General features: G+C 58.4%; 17 protein-coding genes and 1 pseudogene. 13 read left to right on the forward strand and 5 right to left on the reverse strand.

The window, feature by feature from the left end; all coding sequences use genetic code 11:
- The first annotated feature begins 110 nt into the window (after window positions 1-110).
- From ACZ1GS_RS15110 to ACZ1GS_RS15145, 8 genes are all read left to right on the forward strand, one after another.
- Window positions 111-1,355 carry an alpha/beta hydrolase gene (locus ACZ1GS_RS15110; RefSeq protein WP_472695996.1) on the forward strand — a complete coding sequence of 415 codons (1,245 nt, stop codon included), beginning with the start codon at window positions 111-113 and terminating at the stop codon, window positions 1,353-1,355.
- A complete protein-coding gene (locus ACZ1GS_RS15115) occupies window positions 1,355-1,855 on the forward strand; it encodes a DUF3598 domain-containing protein (protein WP_472695997.1) in 501 nt (166 codons plus the stop codon). The genes ACZ1GS_RS15110 and ACZ1GS_RS15115 overlap by 1 nt, the downstream gene beginning before the upstream one ends.
- A complete protein-coding gene (locus ACZ1GS_RS15120) occupies window positions 1,827-3,227 on the forward strand; it encodes a 3-isopropylmalate dehydratase large subunit (protein WP_472695998.1) in 1,401 nt (466 codons plus the stop codon). The genes ACZ1GS_RS15115 and ACZ1GS_RS15120 overlap by 29 nt, the downstream gene beginning before the upstream one ends.
- Window positions 3,227-3,844 (forward strand): 3-isopropylmalate dehydratase small subunit, encoded by a 618-nt coding sequence (leuD, locus tag ACZ1GS_RS15125; RefSeq protein WP_472695999.1) that lies wholly within the window; start codon window positions 3,227-3,229, stop codon window positions 3,842-3,844. Before ACZ1GS_RS15120 ends, leuD begins: the two co-directional genes overlap by 1 nt.
- A complete protein-coding gene (locus ACZ1GS_RS15130; protein WP_472696000.1) occupies window positions 3,841-4,773 on the forward strand; it encodes a hydroxymethylglutaryl-CoA lyase in 933 nt (310 codons plus the stop codon). Before leuD ends, ACZ1GS_RS15130 begins: the two co-directional genes overlap by 4 nt.
- Window positions 4,770-5,957: a CaiB/BaiF CoA transferase family protein gene (locus tag ACZ1GS_RS15135; RefSeq protein WP_472696001.1), complete on the forward strand. Its 1,188-nt coding sequence runs from the start codon at window positions 4,770-4,772 to the stop codon at window positions 5,955-5,957. The genes ACZ1GS_RS15130 and ACZ1GS_RS15135 overlap by 4 nt, the downstream gene beginning before the upstream one ends.
- A 98-nt stretch (window positions 5,958-6,055) precedes the next feature.
- Window positions 6,056-7,663, forward strand: coding sequence for an FAD-dependent oxidoreductase (locus ACZ1GS_RS15140; protein ID WP_472698158.1), 1,608 nt, complete (start codon window positions 6,056-6,058; stop codon window positions 7,661-7,663).
- A gap of 77 nt (window positions 7,664-7,740) precedes the next feature.
- Window positions 7,741-8,655, forward strand: a complete 915-nt coding sequence (locus ACZ1GS_RS15145; RefSeq protein WP_472696002.1) for an SDR family oxidoreductase — start codon at window positions 7,741-7,743, stop codon at window positions 8,653-8,655.
- Between the two features lie 173 nt (window positions 8,656-8,828).
- On the opposite strand, the gene ACZ1GS_RS15150 is transcribed toward ACZ1GS_RS15145, so the two are convergent.
- From ACZ1GS_RS15150 to ACZ1GS_RS15165, 4 genes are read right to left on the reverse strand one after another with little or no spacing between them, the layout of a single operon-like run.
- Window positions 8,829-11,354, reverse strand: a complete 2,526-nt coding sequence (locus tag ACZ1GS_RS15150; protein ID WP_472696003.1) for a TonB-dependent receptor — start codon at window positions 11,352-11,354, stop codon at window positions 8,829-8,831.
- Window positions 11,355-11,411: 57 nt separating this feature from the next.
- The gene (locus ACZ1GS_RS15155) at window positions 11,412-11,810 is read right to left on the reverse strand and encodes a nuclear transport factor 2 family protein (RefSeq protein ID WP_472696004.1); all 399 of its coding nucleotides are present in this window, start codon (window positions 11,808-11,810) and stop codon (window positions 11,412-11,414) included.
- Window positions 11,810-12,241 carry a nuclear transport factor 2 family protein gene (locus tag ACZ1GS_RS15160; RefSeq protein ID WP_472696005.1) on the reverse strand — a complete coding sequence of 144 codons (432 nt, stop codon included), beginning with the start codon at window positions 12,239-12,241 and terminating at the stop codon, window positions 11,810-11,812. The genes ACZ1GS_RS15155 and ACZ1GS_RS15160 overlap by 1 nt, the downstream gene beginning before the upstream one ends.
- Window positions 12,241-12,996 carry an aspartate/glutamate racemase family protein gene (locus ACZ1GS_RS15165; RefSeq protein ID WP_472696006.1) on the reverse strand — a complete coding sequence of 252 codons (756 nt, stop codon included), beginning with the start codon at window positions 12,994-12,996 and terminating at the stop codon, window positions 12,241-12,243. Before ACZ1GS_RS15165 ends, ACZ1GS_RS15160 begins: the two co-directional genes overlap by 1 nt.
- Before the next feature lie 103 nt (window positions 12,997-13,099).
- Between ACZ1GS_RS15165 and ACZ1GS_RS15170 the strand changes: the two genes are divergently transcribed.
- Complete coding sequence (locus ACZ1GS_RS15170; RefSeq protein ID WP_472696007.1) at window positions 13,100-13,759, forward strand: GntR family transcriptional regulator; 660 nt, start codon at window positions 13,100-13,102, stop codon at window positions 13,757-13,759.
- A 9-nt stretch (window positions 13,760-13,768) separates the two neighbouring features.
- Here the strand turns inward: ACZ1GS_RS15170 and ACZ1GS_RS15175 are convergent, their stop codons facing one another.
- On the reverse strand, window positions 13,769-14,950 hold the full coding sequence (locus tag ACZ1GS_RS15175) for a CaiB/BaiF CoA transferase family protein (RefSeq protein WP_472696008.1): 1,182 nt from the start codon (window positions 14,948-14,950) through the stop codon (window positions 13,769-13,771).
- Between the two features lie 63 nt (window positions 14,951-15,013).
- Between ACZ1GS_RS15175 and ACZ1GS_RS15180 the strand changes: the two genes are divergently transcribed.
- The 4 genes and pseudogenes from ACZ1GS_RS15180 to ACZ1GS_RS15195 all read left to right on the forward strand — a co-directional run bounded on the left by ACZ1GS_RS15180 (window position 15,014) and on the right by ACZ1GS_RS15195 (window position 20,734).
- Window positions 15,014-15,934, forward strand: coding sequence for a hydroxymethylglutaryl-CoA lyase (locus ACZ1GS_RS15180; RefSeq protein WP_472696009.1), 921 nt, complete (start codon window positions 15,014-15,016; stop codon window positions 15,932-15,934).
- 29 nt (window positions 15,935-15,963) lie between these two features.
- Window positions 15,964-18,020 (forward strand): annotated as a pseudogene (locus ACZ1GS_RS15185) (hydantoinase/oxoprolinase family protein).
- 1 nt (window position 18,021) lies between these two features.
- Entirely contained in the window at window positions 18,022-19,887 is a 1,866-nt protein-coding gene (locus ACZ1GS_RS15190) for a hydantoinase B/oxoprolinase family protein (RefSeq protein WP_472696010.1), read from the forward strand.
- A 73-nt stretch (window positions 19,888-19,960) separates the two neighbouring features.
- A complete protein-coding gene (locus ACZ1GS_RS15195; RefSeq protein WP_472696011.1) occupies window positions 19,961-20,734 on the forward strand; it encodes an SDR family NAD(P)-dependent oxidoreductase in 774 nt (257 codons plus the stop codon).
- The last annotated feature ends 1 nt before the right edge of the window (window position 20,735 follow it).

The following is a 20,735-nucleotide window of genomic DNA, read 5'->3' on the forward strand; positions in this document are numbered from 1 at the left end:
TTCCCAGCGGCAGCAACACGCGCCGCGTCCATTTCCGCAGAGCGGGCAGTGGGCCGCCTCTGTTGATGATTCATCAAAGCCCGCGCAGTTCCAAAGAATATGAAATGCTGATGGAGAAGTGGTCTGCCCATTTCACGTGTATCGCCCCGGATACGCCGGGTTTCGGACAGTCCGACCCGCTCCCGGGGAAACCCGAAATAGCCGAATTTGGTGATGCTACCATCGCCTTTCTCGACGCCTTGAGGATTGAGAAATGTGCCGCTTATGGCTTTCATTCCGGCGGAATCATTCTGGTGACGGCGGTCAAACGTCATCCGAATCGAATCACCACCCTGGCCGTTGGCGGATATGCAATCTGGACCGAAGCCGAAATGAACCTGTTCAGCGACCAATATCTGCCCGAATTCCATCCGTCCGGCTATGGCGAGCATCTCACCTGGCTGTGGAACCGGATATTGGAGCAAAGCTGGTTTTTCCCCTGGTTCGCAACATCCGATCAGCACCGGCTGTCGGTCGCCAATGACGACCCCGAACGCGTGGATGCGATTGTCCGGGAAATGCTCGATTCCGGCAACGCCTATCAGGCCGGCTATGGTGCGGTGCTACGCGCGCCGCGTGATATTCCTGCGGTCGACGCGGATGTTCCGCCCTGCCTGATCAGCGCCTATGACGGTGACCCGCTGCAGGAGCATATCGATCGCCTGGGTGCGATGCCCGCTCATTGGTCGGCCCGGAAAGTGGCAACACCTGCGGATCATCAGCAGGCCAGTCTCGATCATCTGCGCGCCACCGAAACACCGATCAAAAATGCCTATCCCGAGGCGGAGAATGAGGGCTTTCTGGCGATCCAGACAGCGGATTTTGATGGTTTGATCCACTGGACGGGCAATCGTGGTGCGAAACAGCTGGTGCTCCACGCGCCTGCCTATGCCGCCGAGCCCCCCGAACATCCTGATCAGGTTGCGATAGACCTGCCAGGACATGGATTGTCCGACAATTGGGCAGGAGCGACACCGACAGAATGGCAAAGCTGGCGAGCGGTGATCGACGCCGCAGCGGCTACGCTGGGCGCCAATACCATTCGCTATCCGGGTCTACCCGAAGGGAATCCCGACCAGCTATATCCGGATTTGTCACCCGATCGTTTTGGTCATTATTTGCACACGGCCTGGCAAATCGCGCGGGCGCGGACCATGTTCGCGCCATGGTATGAAGTGGATGCGGCCCACGCCATTGCCTTTGACGAACAGCAACTCGCACCCGCCCATCTCGCGACCGCCCATCTGGCGTTGATCAATGGACGGACCGCGCGGGAATATCATATCGCTCTCCAATCCAGACAAAAGGAAATTTAATGGGAATCCGTGAAGACATGCCGCTGCTCGCCCGCCACGAAGGCGTCTGGGACGGGACTTATACCTATTTCAATGCCCAGAACGAGAAAATCGACGAGCATGCCTCGCGGTTGCTATGCCGCTTTCCGGATGAGGGGATCGTACCCTATCATCAGACCAACCATTATAGCTGGGCTGACGGCAAGACCGAGATGCGCGAGTTTCCAGCGGAATATCGAGACAAACGTGTCTGGTGGGACAATGAACTGATCAAGGGTTGGGCAGCCGAAGTGCCGCTCGACGAATATAACCGCACAGTGATGCTTTACTGGCAGCGGCAAGGCGATCCCTCGCTCTATCTGTATGAACAGATCCAGATTTCGGATGATGGCCAAAATCGGTGCCGGACCTGGCATTGGATACGCAACGGCCTGCTGGAAACGCGCACTGCAATACAGGAGAGTTTCGTGACCAAGGACTGGCGCAGCGTCGATGCAGAAATGGAGGCCAAGTCTGGCTAATCCTCGCACTCTACTGGATAGATTATGGGATGGTCACCGGGTCAGTGGTCTGCCGGGTGGCGGCGACCTGATCGCCATCGACCGGATATTCCTGCACGAGCGCACCGGCGCTGTTGCGTTGAACGCGCTGGCAGAAGCCGGCCGGTCGGTTGCTGACCCTGCACGAGTGTTCGCGGTCACCGACCATATTGTTGATACCCGCCCCGGCCGCACCGACAAGACGCTGATGCCCGGCGGACAGAATTTCATTACCGAAACACGCACGGCGGCCAAGGCTGCCGGGATCACCCTGTTCGATGTGAATGACCCGGATCAGGGCATCGTGCATGTCATCTCGCCCGAGCTCGGCATAGTTTTGCCGGGATGCACGCTCGTGGCACCCGATAGCCATACCTGTACGCAGGGCGCTTTTGGCGCATTGGCCTGGGGGATCGGATCCTCGGAAGCCGAACATGCGATGGCCACCGGCACCTTGCGGCTGGTCAAACCCAAAGCCATGCGTGTCCGCTTTGATGGCGATCTAGCAGATGGGGTTACACCAAAAGACATGATCCTTGCGCTCATTGCGCGTCACGGTGCCGCTGGCGGAAAGGGCCATGCGATCGAATTTGCCGGCCAAGCCGTCGAAGCGCTCGATATGGAAGGGCGGATGACGCTGTGCAACATGGCCACCGAATTTTCGGCGATGACCGGGTTTGTGCCGCCGGATGCCAAGACTTTTGCCTATCTCAAGGGCCGGCGTTACGCCCCGGCCGGATCAGACTGGGACAGCGCAACCGATTGCTGGCAATCCCTGCGCAGCGATGAAGCGGCGGCTTTTGATGCCGATATCACAATCGACACCAGCACTATCCAACCGATGATCAGTTGGGGCACCAGTCCCGAGCAGACCGTTGGTATCAATCAGGCGGTCCCGGCCAATGCACCGGATCAGGCGCTGGTCTATATGGCGCTGAGCAGCGGTCAAAAGCTGGCAGGAACACCGATTGATGCCGCATTTATAGGCAGCTGCACAAACAGCCGGCTATCCGACTTGCGCCGCGCCAGCCGGATGCTCAAGGGCCGGAAAATCGCCAGCCACGTCACGGCCATTTGTGTTCCGGGATCCTCCCGCGTCAAGCGCGAGGCCGAGGCGGAAGGACTTGATGTGCTGTTCCGCGAAGCCGGATTTGAATGGCGGGAAAGCGGCTGCTCGATGTGCTTCTATGCTGGCGGCGAAAGCTTTGATCCCGGATCCCGCGTGGTTTCAACAACCAACCGGAATTTCGAAAGCCGGCAGGGGCCGAATGTCAAAACGCATATTGCCAGTCCTGAAACGGTCGTTGCCAGCGCGCTGGCCGGTGCCATTGCCGATCCTAGGGCGGTGCGCTGATGGCAGATCCCTTCACCTTTCTGAGCGGCATACCGATGCCCCTGATCCGGGACAATATCGATACCGATCAGATCATTCCGTCGCGCGAGATGAAGAGCACGGGCAAGACCGGGCTGGCCGATGGCCTGTTCGCCGGCTGGCGATACACCGCGATCGGCGGACGCGACCCGGCTCCGGATTTCGTTCTCAATGATCCGGCCTATCGCGACAGTCAAATCATCCTGGGCGGGAGCAATTTTGGCTGTGGGTCAAGCCGGGAGCATGCGGTCTGGGCGCTGGCGGAATATGGGTTTCGAGCCATACTCGCCCCCAGCTTCGCGCCGATCTTTGCGGGCAATTGCGTGCGCAATGGCATATTGCCAGCGGTCATTGATGCAGCCGCAATTATGGACATTGCGGAAAGCGGCGTAGCGATCACGGTTGATCTGCCTGCGCAAACCATCACATTGGAAGAGGGATCGCATTGGACGTTCCCGATCGAACCGGAACCGAAAGCCATGCTGCTTGATGGTCTCGACACCATCGATCTCAGCCTGAAAATGGCAGACGATATTGCCGCCTGGCAATATTCGGATCGCGCCAGAAGACCATGGATTTATTTAGGAGCCTCGACATGACGACATCCGTGACCATCAGCGAAGTGGGGCCGCGCGACGGTTTGCAGAGCGTCGACGCGGTGATGGCCACCGAAGCCAAAAAAGCCTGGATAAAGGCGGAAGCCGCAGCGGGCGTTGGCGAGATTGAGGTGGGCAGTTTCGTTCCCCCTTCCTTGCTGCCGCAAATGGCCGATACCGCAGAAATTGTCGCCTATGCCAAAACCATCCCCGATCTCGATGTGGTCGCGCTGATTCCCAATTTGAAAGGGGCCGAACGGGCGATTGCGGCCGGCGTGGATAAAATGTCGATTCCGTTCTCCATGTCAGAAACCCACAGCATCAATAATGTGCGGAAAGACCATCCGGCGATGCTCGCCGAAATCAAGGCAATTGCCGAGCTGGTTGCGGCGCAGCCGGAAGGCGCGCGGCCGCATTTCGAAGTCGGGCTGTCGACCGCCTTTGGCTGCACGCTGGAAGGTCCGGTGAGCGAGGACCAGGTCACCCGGCTAGCCGAAGCAGCGATGACCGCGGGCGTTGCGGAAGTCGGCCTGTCCGACACGACCGGTTACGCCAACCCGGCGCAGGTAACGCGTATGGTGCGCAATATCAAAGCAGCGATCGGGGTGGACAAGCTCAACACCCTGCATCTGCACAACACCCGCGGCCTGGGCCTTGCCAATGTCATGGCCGGATTGGCAGAAGGGATCACCACCTTTGACGCATCGCTGGGCGGGCTCGGCGGCTGTCCGTTCGCACCTGGCGCTTCTGGCAATATCGTCACCGAGGATCTGGTGTTCATGCTGGAAGCGATGGGTATCGATACCGGGATCGATCTCGACAAGCTCTTGCGCGTTCGCGAGATTGTCGCCGAAGCTCTTCCCGGCGAACCGCTTTACGGTTTCACCCCCGACGCCGGCCTCCCGCTTGGATTTGAGAAAGCAGCAGCATGACCGAACAGTCTTCTCCACCGACCCCTTTGACTGGCCTCAAGGTCGTCGAGTTTACCCATATGGTCATGGGACCTGCGGTAGGCGCTATTCTCGCTTCGCTGGGCGCCGATGTCATCCGGGTCGAACCCATTGGCGGCGACCGGACCCGCACGTTGGTCGGGTCGGGATCGGGCTATTTCCCGATGTACAACCGGCACAAGCAGAGCATTTCGTTGAATCTCAAAGATCCGGCAGGCCTAGAAATAGCCGAAAAACTGGTGGCGGGCGCGGATATCCTGGTCGAGAATTACCGCCCGGGTGCCATGGATCGGCTTGGCTTGGGCTATGAAAAGCTCAGCGAAAGCAACGACCGCTTGATCTACGCCTCTGAAAAAGGCTTTCTGCCCGGCCCCTACGAAAACCGCACCGCGCTCGATGAAGTGGCCCAGATGATGGGCGGCCTCGCTTATATGACAGGTCCGCCCGGGCAACCGCTGCGCGCCGGTTCGAGCGTCATCGATGTGACCGGCGGCATGTTTGGGGTGATCGCAATCCTTGCCGCGGTTGAAGAACGCCATCGCACCGGCAAGGGCCAGAAGGTGCAGAGCTCGCTGTTCGAGACGACAATCTATCTTATCGGCCAGCATATGGCGCAAAAGGCGGTCACCGGGAAAGCGGCCGATCCGATGCCGGCGCGGATCTCTGCATGGGCCATTTATGACGTATTTCAGACCAAGGACGAGCCGATTTTCATCGGTGTCGTGACCGATGCACTATGGGAAAAATTCTGCAAACTATTCGCTCTCGATGATCTGTGGGCCGACGAATCGATCCGCGAGAATAACAACCGGGTCGCCGCGCGCGACCGGATCATGCCGCAAATCCGGGCTTTGATTGCGGGCTTTGGCCGGGACGATCTGATCGCCAAACTCGAAGGCACAGGCTTGCCCTTTGCGCCGATTGCGCGGCCCGAAGACATGTTTGATGACCCCCATCTCAACGCCAGCGGCGGGCTGGAGCCGGTCACGCTTGCTGACGGAACCGAGACCAAGCTCCCCAGCCTGCCGATCGAAATGAACGGCGGCCGGCCGGCCGCCGCAGCGACACTGGCCGATATCGGCGAACATAGCGACAGCCTGTTGCAGGGACTCGGGCTGGATGCCGATCAGATTGCCGCTTTGCGCACAGCCGGAGCGGTTGGCTAGGCGCGCCTGCAGGTCAAAAGTAACAGTGGTCCGGCGCTAGACTTTCTGCCTAACCTCGCGGGGTTAGAAGGAGAGCAGCGATCGTTACCGAAACCGATATTCTCATCATTGGCGCGGGTGCGGCCGGGCTCAGCGCGGCGCTGGCCGCCCATGATGCCGGCGCTCAGGTAACCATCGTCGAAAAGCAGGCGCAACTGGGTGGCACCGCTGCGATTTCGGGCGGCATCGTCTGGATTCCCGGCAACCAGCAAATGCAGGATGCCGGCCTGAAAGACAGCAAGGAAGACGCGCTCGCCTATTTTCGCTCGCTCGACCAGGGCGATATACAGGAAGATACATTAAACGCTTTTGTGTCCGAAGCCCCGCAAGCGCTTGGGTTTCTCGAATCCATCGGTGCGGCGCGGCTCAGCATGCTGGAAGGCTATCCCGACTATTATCTCGACCGGCCCGGCGCGAAACCGGAAGGCGGCCGCGCGCTGGACAATGATCTGTTCGATTTTCGAACGCTGGGCGAATGGGCAGACCGGGTTTTCAAAAATGGCGATCTGCCGCGCATGATGTTGCGGGAAACCCCTCTGGGCGGTGGCACCGGCATGGTGGACCCGGCGGAAATGCAGAACCGCCAAGATCAGGATCTGCGCGGTTGGGGCCAGGCGCTGATCGGCCGGATGCTGAAGGCCTGTCTCGATCGCGGGATCGAACCAGTCCTGAACAGCGGCGGCTTTCGTCTCGTCAAGGACCAAGACAAAGTCAGCGGGGCCATATTGCACGGCGAAACCGGCGATGTGGAAATCAAAGCGCGACAGGGTGTGATCATCGCAACCGGTGGCTTTGAATGGAACGAAGAATTCAAGCAGACTTTTCTGCGCGGTCCGCTCACCGCCCCGGCTTCGCCACCGGGTAATCAGGGCGATGGCCTGAAAATGGCGATGGCTGCGGGCGCTGGGCTGGGCAATATGACGAGCGCCTGGTGGGTGCCCACGCTTTCGATCCCCGGAGCAGAATGGGAAGGCGGAGAACAGCGGGCGATGCCGGTACTCATCGAGCGGACCCTGCCTCATACATTACTGGTCAATCGGGCGGGCGAGCGCTTCTGCAACGAAGCCAACAACTATTCCGCGCTCGCCGGCGCCTTTCATCAATTTGATCCGGCCAGCTACAGTTACGTCAACCTGCCCGCTTACCTGATTTTTGATCAGCAATATCTCTCGCGCTATCCGCTGGCATCGGTGATGCCGGGCATGCCGGTTCCGGAGTGGATTGAACAAGCCGATAATTTGCGGGATCTGGGAACGAAAATCAGCGTTGATGCAGCGGCGCTGGAAAAAACCGTCGCGCGATTTAACGACCACGCAAGCGATGGCCACGACCCGGATTTCGGGCGCGGTAAAAATGCCTATGACCGCTTTTATGGCGACCGGTCTCGCGAAGGTGCCGGCGCCACATTGGGGACCATTGAAACAGGACCCTATTATGCCGTCGAGATCAAGATGGGCGCGCTGGGCACCAATGGCGGCGCCAAAACCAACCACAATGCCCAGGTCCTTGATCTCGAAGGCAGCCCCATTCCCGGCCTGTTTGCCGCTGGCAACGTGATCAGCGGCCCAACCGGCGGCGTCTATGCCGGAGCGGGCGGCACGCTCGGCCCGGCTCTGACATTCGGCTATATTGCCGGTCGCGCCGCCACCCGGCGGGTCAACGACTGACATCCAACCGCTTTGAACCACAGGAGAAGATCATCAAGATACTGACCATCGGCGCCACTGGCGATCAGGGCCATCCATTGCTTCGCAGACTGCTTGACGCAAAGCTGCACCCCGTTGCCGCGCTGCGCAATCCTGATGCGCTGAGCAACACGCCGTTCGCGCAAGTCGAAACCGTGCAAGCCGATCTCTATGATGAACAATCGATGATTGCGGCCGCACAGGGCATGGATGCGATCGCCATGCATTTGCCATTCGTGTTTGATCTGGAGAAAGCCACTCAGCTGGGAAACAATGTCGCTGCCGCCGCCAAAGCGAGCAGCGTCCAGAAAATCGTCTTCAACACCAGTTGCTACGTGGCCGATCAGGATATCGGCAATCCCGCCCATGACGGACGCCGCGCCATCGAGCAGGCGATTATCGACAGCGGCGTCGACTATGCGATTTTCGAAACCAAAGTGTTCATGGACAATATGATCCGCGCCTGGAGCAAACCGTCGATCGTCAATAACGGGATTTTCGCCTATCCGGCCGATCCGACCCTGAAAATATCCTGGATTTGTCTGGATGATGTCGCCGCCTTCATGGTGGAGGCGCTGCAACGAAAAGAGCTGCCCAGCGGCCGATATGCAGTGGGTGGACCGCAAGCGCTGGTCGGCGATGAAGTGGCCGCGATTTTGAGCAAAGCCGCCGGAAAAACCATCACCTTCAAAAGCCTGACCCCTGATGACTTTGCGTCAGCGATGAGCCTGCTGGTCACCGGATCATCCACCGTCGAACCCTTTTCCGTCTATGACGGGATGGCCAGCTTTTATCGGTTCTACAATACGCAACCGGTATCACCGCTCATTGCCGATACGGATGCGATGGCAGAGCAGTTCCGAACCAAACCCACCAGGCTCGAAGACTGGGCAGCACGGCAGGACTGGTCCGATCCCAACGATCCGGCATTGGCGATCCGCATGGCGGGCATGCAACAAAGCGCCGCCGATTGACCGTCGGGCCTGGTTGGCTGGACGCAGGTAGATTACCCGCTATTGAGCGCGGTTCGCCATTATCGCATGGTCCCACCAATACCCTGGCCTTTGCCGGGTCGTGGTCGAGAACGCCATAGCCGGTTGATTACCGCCAGAAGCGCGCCGCGGCCCATCCAGACCGCGGCGTGTTTCTAGAATTTGTAACCGACTTCCACACCAAGCCGGCGGCGGCCGCCGGGCGAAATGAACGATCCGCCAAACTCGACCGCCGGGATCACCTCGTTGAGATATTTGCGGTTGAGCAGATTGTCGGCAAAGGCCGTGATCTTCCAGCTTTCACCTTCAAAACCAAACCGCAGATCAAGCACACCAAAGGCTTCCCGCTCGGTCGGCGTCAGATCGGCGTCACCGACGAAAGCGGGCAAGGCCAATGCCGATCCTGGTAACAGACCGCTGAACAATGTCGGTCCGATATCATCCTGGACGGTATGGAAAAAGGTCGGGCCGGTAATCCGGTAATCCGCGCGGAGCACCATGTCGAAACTATCCGCAATCGGCGCGACGATCTGGGTCCCCAGATTGATCGTATAATCAGAAGTCGACGGTGATTTATTGCCAACCGTGTTGGGACGCGAACTGTTTGCCTTGATCTCGCTTTCGGTCACGTTGAATGAACCGAAAATATCCCAGCCGTCAACAATCTCTACATTGGCGTTGAATTCCGCGCCGTAGATTTCGACTTCGTCAATATTCGAAACAATCCGGAGGAGCCCAAAAGCGCCGACGAAAAACTCGAAAAACTGAACATCATCAGCCTGCGTGTAATAGCCGGCCAGATCAAAGGTCATGCGGCCATTCCACAGGCTGCCCTTGATGCCCGCTTCAAACGCGCTGGACGTTTCCTTGTCGAACACGTCTTCAATCAGAATATTGGTGCCGAGGAACTGATTGAAATTCTGATCGATGACCGCAGCAGAACCCTGGTTGTTGAAGCCGCCGGATTTAAAACCGATGCCCCAGTTGGCATAGAGATTGACGTCGTCGGTCAATCCATAGCGCAGCGAGACTTTCGGTTGCAGCTGTTTAAAGGTCCGCGATTGGTCGGTAATCGGGCCGAAAGCCTGCCCCGGATTGATCGGACCGCCGGAAAACGGATCAGTCGCATTGGGCACCAGATTGCTCACGCTCCGGTCTTCGATATCATAGCGCAGCGCCAGGCCGACATTGAACCGGTCCGTCGGCTCCCAGTCAACCGAACCAAAGGCTGCGTAGACATTGGTGTTGAAATTATCGAAATAGAGCTGGGTCGTCGGATTGCTGCTATTCGCATCGTTGAACAGCTGGCGAGTCACGCCCTGACCCAGATCCGCGCCCAGACTGACCCCGACATCACGATCGATGTTGAGGAAATAGGCCCCGACCTGCCAGTTCAGCGGCCCGTCATTTTCCGAGGCGAGTCGCACTTCGGCGCTGATATCGGTCTGGTTGCGAATTTGATATTGGGTGCCGTCGCAGGTGGTCGGGCTGTAAGGGCCAAAGGTTGAGCCATTGGCCGGATCAAAAATGAAGGGCACCGGATTGTTGCCGATGAAACCCGGCGAATTGACCGGGAAGCCAGTCAAGGCGGCGGTGGTTGCAAAACAGCTATTGGAGGCCGCCACCGATGCTGGTGTCGCGCCGGGGAAGGTGAACCGGGCAAAATCAGCCGACGTGCCATCCGCGGTCAGCGCCTGGTCGACATCGCTGTAGAGCACCCAGGCGGTCAGCACGGTCGAATCAAACTGATGTTCAACCTTGGCCGATGCCTCAAAAGTCTGCTGGTCGTTGGTTGGCCGGATATTGCCGTAAAAACCAAAGGGATGGTCATTCACATCTTCAAAAAAGTCCGGGTTCACGCCAGCAAAATTAGGCAGATGGAACGAGGCGTTGAAGTTGATCGATGCACCGGACAAATCGGCATAGCGGGCCTTCACATCCAGCTCCGTATTGTCTCCCAACTGGGTGACAAAGCGGCCATCGACCGACCAGGTTTCCTGGTCATCGACAATTGCGGCGTTATTCTGGAAGGAATTGCGGAAAAATCCGTCGCTGGTGGTGTAACTGCCGGACAGAACCAGTCCGGAGCTGTCCCCGATCGGCACCGACACATAGGCATTGGCCTTGTAGGTATTGTCCTCTGCCGCGCTGGCTTCGATTCCGCCTTCAAGAATATCACTGGGCTTGAGGGTCTGGATGACAATGGCACCCGCTGCAGCGTTGCGGCCGTATAGCGCGCCCTGCGGTCCCTTGAGTACCTCAATCTGGCGCAGCGTTCCCTGTTGTTGATTGAGCTGTGCAGTGTTGGTTTTCAAGATGCCATCGACCACCAAGGCCACCGAGCTTTCGGCGTCACGCGTACCATTGATGCCGCGAATGTTGATCTGTGTGTCGCCCGCTTCGGCGGTCCCGGTAATAATCGTCACACCGGCGGTGAGCTGGACGAATTCGTCAGCGCGTTCGATGCCGGTTTTGTCGATCGCGTCCGCACCGAACACGGTAATCGATGCCGGTACTTCGGTGAGCAATTCGTCCTGGCGCCGAGCGGTGACGATGATGACATTGCTGTCTTCACCCTCGCTGGCGGCCTGTTCTCCGCCCGATTGTGCGGCGGCCGGCGCGGCGGTCATCAGCGCGGCAAAGCCGACTGAAAGCGATAAATTTGTCTTGAAGCGACTCATAAATATTTCCTTCCCTGGATGGAATGATTGCAGGCCTTTAGACCCGTCAAACTGGCTTCAAACGAGGACATTGGCCCCGCTCATGTAAACATAGACTTCCTGGAACTTGCCATCACGCAGGCGCCAGAAATTGGTGTTGTTGAGCAAGGTCACATTGCCCTCTGCGTCGATCAGCTCCGCGATAAAATTCGCCGCGATCCGGCCATTGGCCTCGTCGACAGTGCAAACGAAATCGCGATGGACAATCGTTTCATAGGCCCCAAAAAAATCCTCGAACATCCGCCGGATTTCTGCCTTGCCGCTATGCCGCGTAAAATCAGTCTGGACACAGAACAGCGCTTCATCATGAAAGCAGTCCAAAGCCGCATCCATATTCTTGGCGTCGACATTGCCGAAATAGGTTTTGGTGGCAAATTCGATCAGTTCGTCGCGGGAAAGGCCGGGCTCATATTGCATCAGGCGTCTCCTTCTTTGAGCAGGTTGTCGCCGCTCATATAAACTGTCACATGCTGGAACAGCTGATCCTTGCAGTAAAAGCGATTACAATTCTCATAACGCAATTGCTCGCCGCCATTGGGTGTGATCAGCACGGTAAATTGCGAACAGATCGCATTGGTTTCGGGATCCGCGGTGTGCACGAAATTGCCGTGCCAGATCTGCTCAAAATCGGCGAACAGCTTTTCAAACATTGCGCGGATCGCGTCCCGTCCATTGTGCGTTGTATCCGATGTCGCCTCATAGAGAATCGCATCCGGTGCAAAGCAATTCAGTACCTGGGTGAGGTTCTTGTTATCCACACCATCAAAATAGCGCTTGGTGACAATGTCCACATAAAAGGGATAAGGCAGCGGCTCCTGCCCCGCCATTCCTGGGGTCCAATCGGCCATTAATACCATCCTTTTCTTATATCATCGTCCTTTGGCACTTCGGGTGCCGGGAACGCAGCCTTGCTGTGGGTCAGCCCCAGTTCCAGCAGCGTCTCGAGAAATTTATAAGCCACCTGACCGGGGTTAAGCACCGGTATTGGCAAGTTATCATCCAGATATTTGGCAGATTGATGCATGGTGGTCGATCCGAGGACGATGACATCCGCACCATCTTCTTCGATCGCCGCCGTGGCTTCGGCTTTCAGCTTGTCGAAGATCACCTCTTCCTTGCCTGCCAGCAATTCGGTCACATCCGGACGTGTGTCAATCGACCGCAGCGACGCGACGCGCTCCCACCAGCCATATTCTGTCAGCGTCTTTTCATAAAGCGGGAACCATTCCGGCCACATCGTCAGAACTGTGAATTTCTTGCCCAGCATCATCGCTGCGGCAAACGCCGCTTCGCCTGGCCCGACCACCGGAATATTCAGCCGCGATCGCAGGGCGCGCATGCCGCTGTCGCTCACCGTGTCGATCAACACGCCGGCATAGCCTTCTTCTTCTGCCTGGATGCCCGCCTGGAACACGGTCCAGTCCATCAACATTGTATCGTGGTAGCTGTCGCCGAGCGCAGCGCCCCATGGCACCGCGACAAATTCCGGCGAAAATCCAGGCCGGACGAAATCTGCCGGCAGTTGCGAGGCGCGCGCGGCGACTCCTGCTTCATCCATCGGAATGGGGACAATGACCTTGATGCGCTTCGTTTCCGTCGTCATAATTGACAAAACTCCCTATTGCACATCTATTGTATACAAAATCACTCCGTCAAGTAGAAACTGATCGCCCTATGAATAGCAGTAGCCCTATCGAGCACCAGCCATGACCGATCCCGTGATGCCCGCTTCCGAAATCGCCTATGAGAAGATCCGCGCCTTCATTTTGCAAGGCGAAGCCGAACCAGGCATGCAGTTGACCGAGGAAAAGCTGACCGAGATATCCGGTGTATCCCGGACACCAGTGCGCGATGCAGTGCGGCGGTTGGAAAATGAAATGCTCGTGGTGCGCAGCCCGTCCAAACGCCTTTCGGTGGCCGACTGGAACGATGGTGAGGTCGATGAAATGTTCACCTTGCGGGCCATGCTTGAAGCCCATGCAGCAGCGCGGGCGGCAAAACATATGGATGATCAGGGCCTGGCTGCATTGCGAGAAATCAACGAAACGCTCAAGCAGGCCGTCCATCAGGACAAGCCCGATGTTTCCAGCTTTCTCAACGCGAACCGGCAATTTCATGACCTGATTCTGGAATATGCCCGGTCGCCGCGACTCACCAAAATCATGCCCGCGCTGGTCGAGCAGCCGGTCGTGCGCCGCACCGCCTTGCAATATTCCAAGACCCAGCTGAACCAGTCTGCGGTCGATCATGACGAATTGATCGCAGCGTTCGCGACAAAGGACATCGATTGGGCGCGATCCGTCATGACCAGCCATATCCGCCGGGCCTTCCACACATTTGACATGACCGCCAGTGGCGGGAAGTAACCGGCGTCGCTAGATGATGCCGCGCTCTGCCAGATCCGCTCTGGTCGCGCTGTCCATACCGAGCAGTTCGCCATAAACGGCTTCGTTATGGGCGCCAAGATCCGGCCCGATCGTGTCGACCTTGCCAGGGGTGGCGGACAGCTTCGGCGCAACATTCTGCATCATGAAATTGTCGTGCTGCGGGTGATCCATCGCCACCAGCGCATCGCGCGCGGCAAAATGCGGATCCGCAATCATTTCCGGGGCGCGGTAGATATTCCCCGCCGGGACGCCATGCTCTTCACACAGATCGAGAACAGCCTGGCTGTTCAGCGTGCGCGTCCAGAGATTGATCAGATCATCCAGCTCGGCCTGATTTTCGCCGCGCGCAACATGGGTCGCATAGCGCGGATCATCGCCCAGCTCGGGCTGCCCCATCATTGTCGCCATGCGCTTCCAGACACTGTCCTGATTGCCCCCGATCAACACGCTACCATCCTTGGTTTCATAGACATTGGAAGGGGCGATTTTCGGGAGGATGGAGCCGGTACGTTCACGAATGTGACCCGCAACGGTATATTCGGCCACCGTCGATTCCATATTCGCCAGCACTGCCTCGTAAATTGCGGAATCAACCACCTGCCCCTTGCCGGTGACATGGCGGTGATGGAGCGCCATCATCGCGCCGAGACAGGCATAAGTGGCCGCCAGGGAATCTCCGATCGACAAGCCCGCGCGGCTCGGTGGCCGATCCGGCTCTCCGGCAATATAGCGCATACCGCCCATCGCCTCGCCGATCGAACCATAGCCGGCCCGCGATGCATAGGGCCCGGTCTGGCCATAGCCCGACACACGGATCATGATCAGCGCCTCGTTGATCGCACTAAGCGCATCATAGCCCAGGCCCCATTTTTCCATGGTGCCGGGGCGGAAATTCTCCAGCAGGAAGTCGCTCTTGGCTACGAGTTTGCGGACAATATCCTGCCCCTCCTTTTCGCGCAGATTGAGCGTGATTGATTTCTTGTTGCGACCGACAACCGAAAACCACAGCGGAATACCCTGACCCCAACTGCGCATCGCATCGCCCACTTTTGGGGGCTCGATCTTGATCACTTCAGCGCCATGATCGCCCATCAGCTGCCCACAAAACGGCCCCGCGATCAGCTGGCCCATTTCGATCAACCGCAACCCGGTCAGTGCCCCTTGCGCCATTAAAAAATCTCCCGCATCATCCTTTTGCTATACAAAGCAGATTCTGGATTGTATACAATTTCCATGAATCAACACAAGCCACATTCGGTCACCATCGTGGAAGTCAGCCCGCGCGACGGTTTGCAGAATGAGCCGGATATTATTGCGACAGCACACAAGCTCGAAATGATCGATCGGATGATCGCTGCCGGTGTCCGGCGCTTCGAGGTTGCCAGCTTTGTGCATCCCGGGCGGGTACCGCAAATGGCCGATGCCGAAGCGGTGATCGCCGGCCTGCCTGACCGCGATGACATCTCCTATATCGGCCTGTGCCTCAACAAGCGCGGTGTGTTGCGGGCGCTGGCCACAAAGGAAAACGGCCGCCGCGGAATTGACGAAGCGGGCTGCGTGATCGTTGCCAGCGATACATTTGGCGAAAAAAATCAAGGTCAGACCATTGCCCAGGGCATTGCCGAGAACCGCGACATGATCCGCTTTGCCAAAGCCGAGGGCCTGCAGGCTCAGGTGACGATTTCGGCGGCATTTGGCTGTCCTTTCGAAGGCCATGTACCGCCCGAAACCGTGCTGCATATCGCCGAGGAGATGGCGGAGGAAGAACCGCTCGAGATTGCGTTGGCGGACACGATTGGCATTGGCGTCCCGGGCCAGGTCGAGGAGCTGTTCCGTCGATTAAAAGACCTTTTGCCTGACCATATCGGCATGCGCGCGCATTTTCATGACACCCGCAATACCGGCATCGCCAATGCCTGGGCCGCGATCCAGGCGGGGGTTGGCACATTGGACGCGAGCCTTGGCGGCCTAGGCGGTTGCCCGTTCGCCCCCAAGGCGACCGGCAACATAGCGACAGAAGATCTGATCAACCTGCTTGACCGGTCCGCGATCAAACATGGCGTTGATCTGGCCAAAGCCATTGCCACCAATCAATGGTTCGAAACAATATTGGACCGTCCGTTGCCATCTCTGGTAGCACGGGCCGAAGCCTGAATGGATAATCAGTAAAGAGAGAGAATAATATGGGGTATCGACTGGGCGTTGATGTCGGGGGCACATTTACCGACCTGTTGCTGTTCAACCAGGCAACCGGACAATTCTGGCGGACCAAGACTCCCTCCACACCCCATGACAGCTCGGAAGGGATATTGAACGGCGTCAATGCGATTTGCGCGGATGCCGATGTCAAAGCCAGCGACATTGACTATTTCCTGCACGGCACAACGGTTGCTACCAATGCTGTGCTCGAAGGCAAGGGCGCGAAGGTCGGACTGATCACCACCGAAGGCTATCGCGACATCATGCAAATCGCGCGGAGCTTTGTGCCCGGCGGGCTGGCTGCGTGGATTATCTGGCCCAAGCCGCAACCCCTGGCGGCGCTGGAAAATACGGTTACCGTCAAGGAACGTATGGATGCCAATGGCGACGAGGTCCGGCCGCTGGATGAAGCCAGCGTCACCGAAGCGATTGCGCATCTCAAAGGGCAAGGCGTGGAAGCGGTCACAGTGTCGCTGATGAACGCCTATACCAACGGCGCGCATGAAAGCCGCATTGGCGAGATGCTGGCGGTTGAAATGCCGGACATTCCCTTCAGCCTGAGCCATGAAGTGCTGCCTGAAATGCAGGAATATGAGCGCACCTTGACGACGGTTGCCAACGCCGCCGTGCGCCCGGTGGTGAGCAATTACGTGTCCAGCCTGCGCTCCAAGCTGGCCGATGCCGGAATGGCCGGTCGCTTTTCCCTGCTCCGTTCCGACGGCGGCCTGATGTCCTCGCAAAAAGCGGAGGAGCATCCGGTCAACATCCTGATGTCCGGCCCGGCCGGCGGGGTGACCGGAGCGGTCTGGGTCGCGAAAAATGCCGGATTGAAAAATATCCTCACACTGGACGTCGGCGGGACCTCTACCGATGTCGCACTGATTGAAAATCTCGAACCCCGCCGGGTGCGGACCACGGAAGTGGGGCATCTGTCGGTGCGTGCCTCATCGCTGGACGTGAAAACGGTTGGAGCCGGTGGTGGTTCAATTGCCTATGTGCCCGAACTGACCGGGGCGCTGCGGGTTGGCCCGCAATCCGCTGGCGCCGTTCCGGGGCCGGTCGCCTATGGCAAGGGGGCGAAGAGCCCACAGTCACCGATGCCAATGTCGTGCTCGGCTATTTGCCCGAGAACCTGCTGGGCGGCTCGTTCCAGCTCGACCGCGAAGGCGCGAAGAAATCGGTGCAAAAGATTGCTGATGCGCTGGGCATTGATCTGATGGCAGCCGCGCGCGGCATTATTGATATCGTAAACGAGAATATGTTCGGAGCCTTGCGCATGATCTCGGTCCAGCAGGGCTATGACCCCCGCCATTTCGCGTTGATGGGTTTTGGCGGAGCGGGTCCCCTGCACGTCAATGCCGTGGCAAGACTGATGGGCAGCTGGCCGGCGGTATCGCCGGTTTCTCCCGGCGTATTGTGCGCATTGGGCGATGCCACCACCCGAATGCGAACGGAAACCGCGCGGTCCTTTTCAAAGCTGGCTTCGACCACCGATGCCGCCGAGCTGATCGCTATCCTCAGGGAAATGGCCGACCAAACCCGGACGGAATTGCTTTCCGACGGCGTTGCGGAAGCGGATCTGACCAGTGAGTTTGAGATTGACGTGCGCTATGCCGGGCAGGCCTTTGAAGTGCCGCTAACCATCACGCCGGAAGTGCTCGAACGCGATGGCATTGACGGCATATTGGCGCGCTTCGATGAAGAACATAACCGCCTGTTCACCTTCAACATGGATACGCCGCACGAGATCGTGAACCTGCGCGCGGTTGCGCTGGGCCAGTCACTGGACCTGCCCGCGGCGGAATTGCCCAAAGGCAATAGCGATCCCGCGGACGCAAAAATCCGCGATCACAAATTGTGGATGGACGGCGCAGAACAGGATGGCGCCATTTATGATCGGGTCAAACTCCGGCAAGGCGACCGGATTGCCGGCCCCGCGATCGTGGTCGAGATGGATTCCACCACGCTTATCGAAACCGGCTGCATAGGCGAAGTGGATGCGGTGGGCAATATCCTCATCAATCTGGCGGAGGGACAATAAAATGGTCGCGCAAATCATTGAAACAAACGACACGCCGTTCAAAAAAATCGACATTGATCCGGTGACACTCGACATTATCGAAAACGCGCTGCGCAATGCGCGGATCGAGATGGACGCAACCCTGGTCCGCACCGCGATGTCCCCGGGCATCCGCGAACAGGGCGATGCCTTTCCGTTGATCGCCGACCATAGCGGCAAGATGATCGTCGGTCAGTTTGGTAGCTTCATCGATGGTTTCCTGCGGCAATATGACGGAACACTGGAAGATGGCGACATGATTTTCCTGTCAGACCCCTATAGCTGCGAAGGCGCGGTCAGCCACAATAATGACTGGCTGATCCTGTTGCCGATCTTCAAGGACGGTCGCCTGATCGCCTATACCGCGATGTTTGGCCACCAGTCCGATATTGGCGGAAAGGTCGTCGGCTCGATGCCGATCGATGCCAAGTCGATCTTTGAAGAAGGCGTCCGTATTCCACCGGTGAAAATCTGGAAAAAGGGCGAATATAACGAGGATCTGATGAAGCTCGTGATGCACCAGACCCGCAAGCCGGACTGGTGCCAGGCCGATCTCAATGCGATTATCGCCTCGTGCCGCGTCGCCGCGCGCCGGGTGATCGAGATGGCCGACCGGTTCGGCGACGATGTCTATGTGTCAGCGACCCAGGAATTGCTCGCCCGCAACCATCGCGCGATGAAGACCCTGATCGGTCAGGCGATCGGCGAAGAGCCAGTGAGTTTCGAAGACTATATTTGCGACGACGGCATCGGCGCCGGACCCTATAAGATCAAGTGCACGATGCGGCGGGACGGCGACAAGGTGATCCTCGATTTCGAAGGCACCGATCCGCAAAGTGGTGCATCCATCAACTTCTTCCTCAATGAAAACATGTTCAAGATGTTCTTCGGCATTTACATGATCATGGTCTTCGATCCCCAGATCCTGTTCAATGATGGCTTTTATGACCTGATCGAAGTGCGCATTCCAGAAGGATCGCTGCTCAAGCCCAAATTCCCGGCGGCTTTGTCAGGCCGAACCCATGCGCTGGGACGAATATTCGATATTCTTGGCGGCTTGCTCGGTCAGAAGACGCCGGAATTTCTCAACGCGGCCGGCTTCTCGTCCTCGCCGCATCTGTTCTATTCCGGCAATGATGACAAAGGCGACTGGTTCCAGCTGTTCCAGATCGGCTTTGGCGGCATCCCCGGACGACCAATGGGTGATGGTCCGGATGGCCATTCGCTCTGGCCGGGCTTCACCAATGTCCCGAACGAATTTCTCGAACGCTATTTCCCGCTGCGGATCGAGCGGTATGAAACCGAACCGGACAGCGGCGGCGCCGGCTTGCATCGGGGCGGCAATGGCATTCACCTGACCTATCGCTTTCTCGCGAAAGGGACGATTTCGATCCATGATGACCGCTGGTTCGTTCCGCCCTGGGGCGTGAATGGCGGCGAGCCGGGCAAGCGCGCGCGCAAGATTCTTGAAAAAGCGGACGGATCCAGCACGATCATCGGCAACAAGGTTGAAGATGTGACGGTCGCGGAAGGTGATCAGCTGCACTTCGTCACCTGGGGCGGTGGCGGCTGGGGCAACCCGCTCGAGCGCGATCCCGCGTTGGTGCTTCTCGAAATCCAGCAGGGCCTTGTCTCGGTCGATGGTGCCCGCGAATATGGTGTTGTGATCGCGGCGGACGGGTCGGTCGACAGCCCCGCCACCGACCGCCTCCGCGCGGACATGGCGGCGGCGATCGCGCCGAGCGACAGTCCGTTCAATTTCGGTCCCGATATCGAAACCTTACGGGCCAATTGCTTGGAAGAAACCGGGCTACCCGCCCCGGTTCAGCCGGGTCATGCCGCCGCCTGAGTCTGCGCTGAACTGTTAGTGGACTTCCCTCTGGCTGCCGATCATCGTGGCAGCCAAGGGAGATCGGATCGCTATGAGTATCTTGGATAAATTCAGACTGGACGGCGAAGTCGCCGTAGTGACAGGTGCGGGCAAGGGGATTGGTCGGGCTATCGCCCTGGGCCTTGCCGAAGCGGGCGCCGATGTTGCGCTGGCGGCAAGGACGGCGACCGATCTGGACGCGATCGCTGACGAAATCCGTGCTCTGGGCCGGAAAACCATATCCGTGCCCACCGATGTCACCAGCATGGATGCGCTCGAAAATCTCGCCGCACGGACCGTCTCTGAATTGGGCAAATTATCGATCTGGATCAGCAATGCCGGCGGTCTGCCCGATGGCACGCCGCGCTATCTTACGCGGACGCCGGAAGAAAACTGGGATGCCCAGATCGACCTCAATCTGAAAAGCGTGTGGATGGGCGCGGTGGTTGCGGCCAAGCACATGCCGGCCGATGGCGGCGTTATCATCAACACCTCCTCGCGCGCCTCTTTTGGCGGTCAGGTGAAAAACGGGCCTTATGGCGCGTCCAAAGCCGCCGTCAACAGCCTGACCAGCACCTTGTCGCTCGAACTGGCACCGAAGATCCGCGTCAATGCGGTCGCGCCCGGTCCCATTCCGACCGAAAATTTCGATCTTTCCATGGGCATCGACTCCGACGAAAAGCGGGAGGCTTTGCTCAAGCAGATTCAGGTACCGCTCGGCCGCTATGGCACGGAAGAAGATATTGCTGCCGCCGCGATCTATCTCGCCTCACCGGCGTCGAGCTGGGTCACCGGACAATGCCTGTTTGTCACCGGCGGTCGCTAAG

This window comes from Parasphingorhabdus sp. W113, assembly GCF_055693205.1.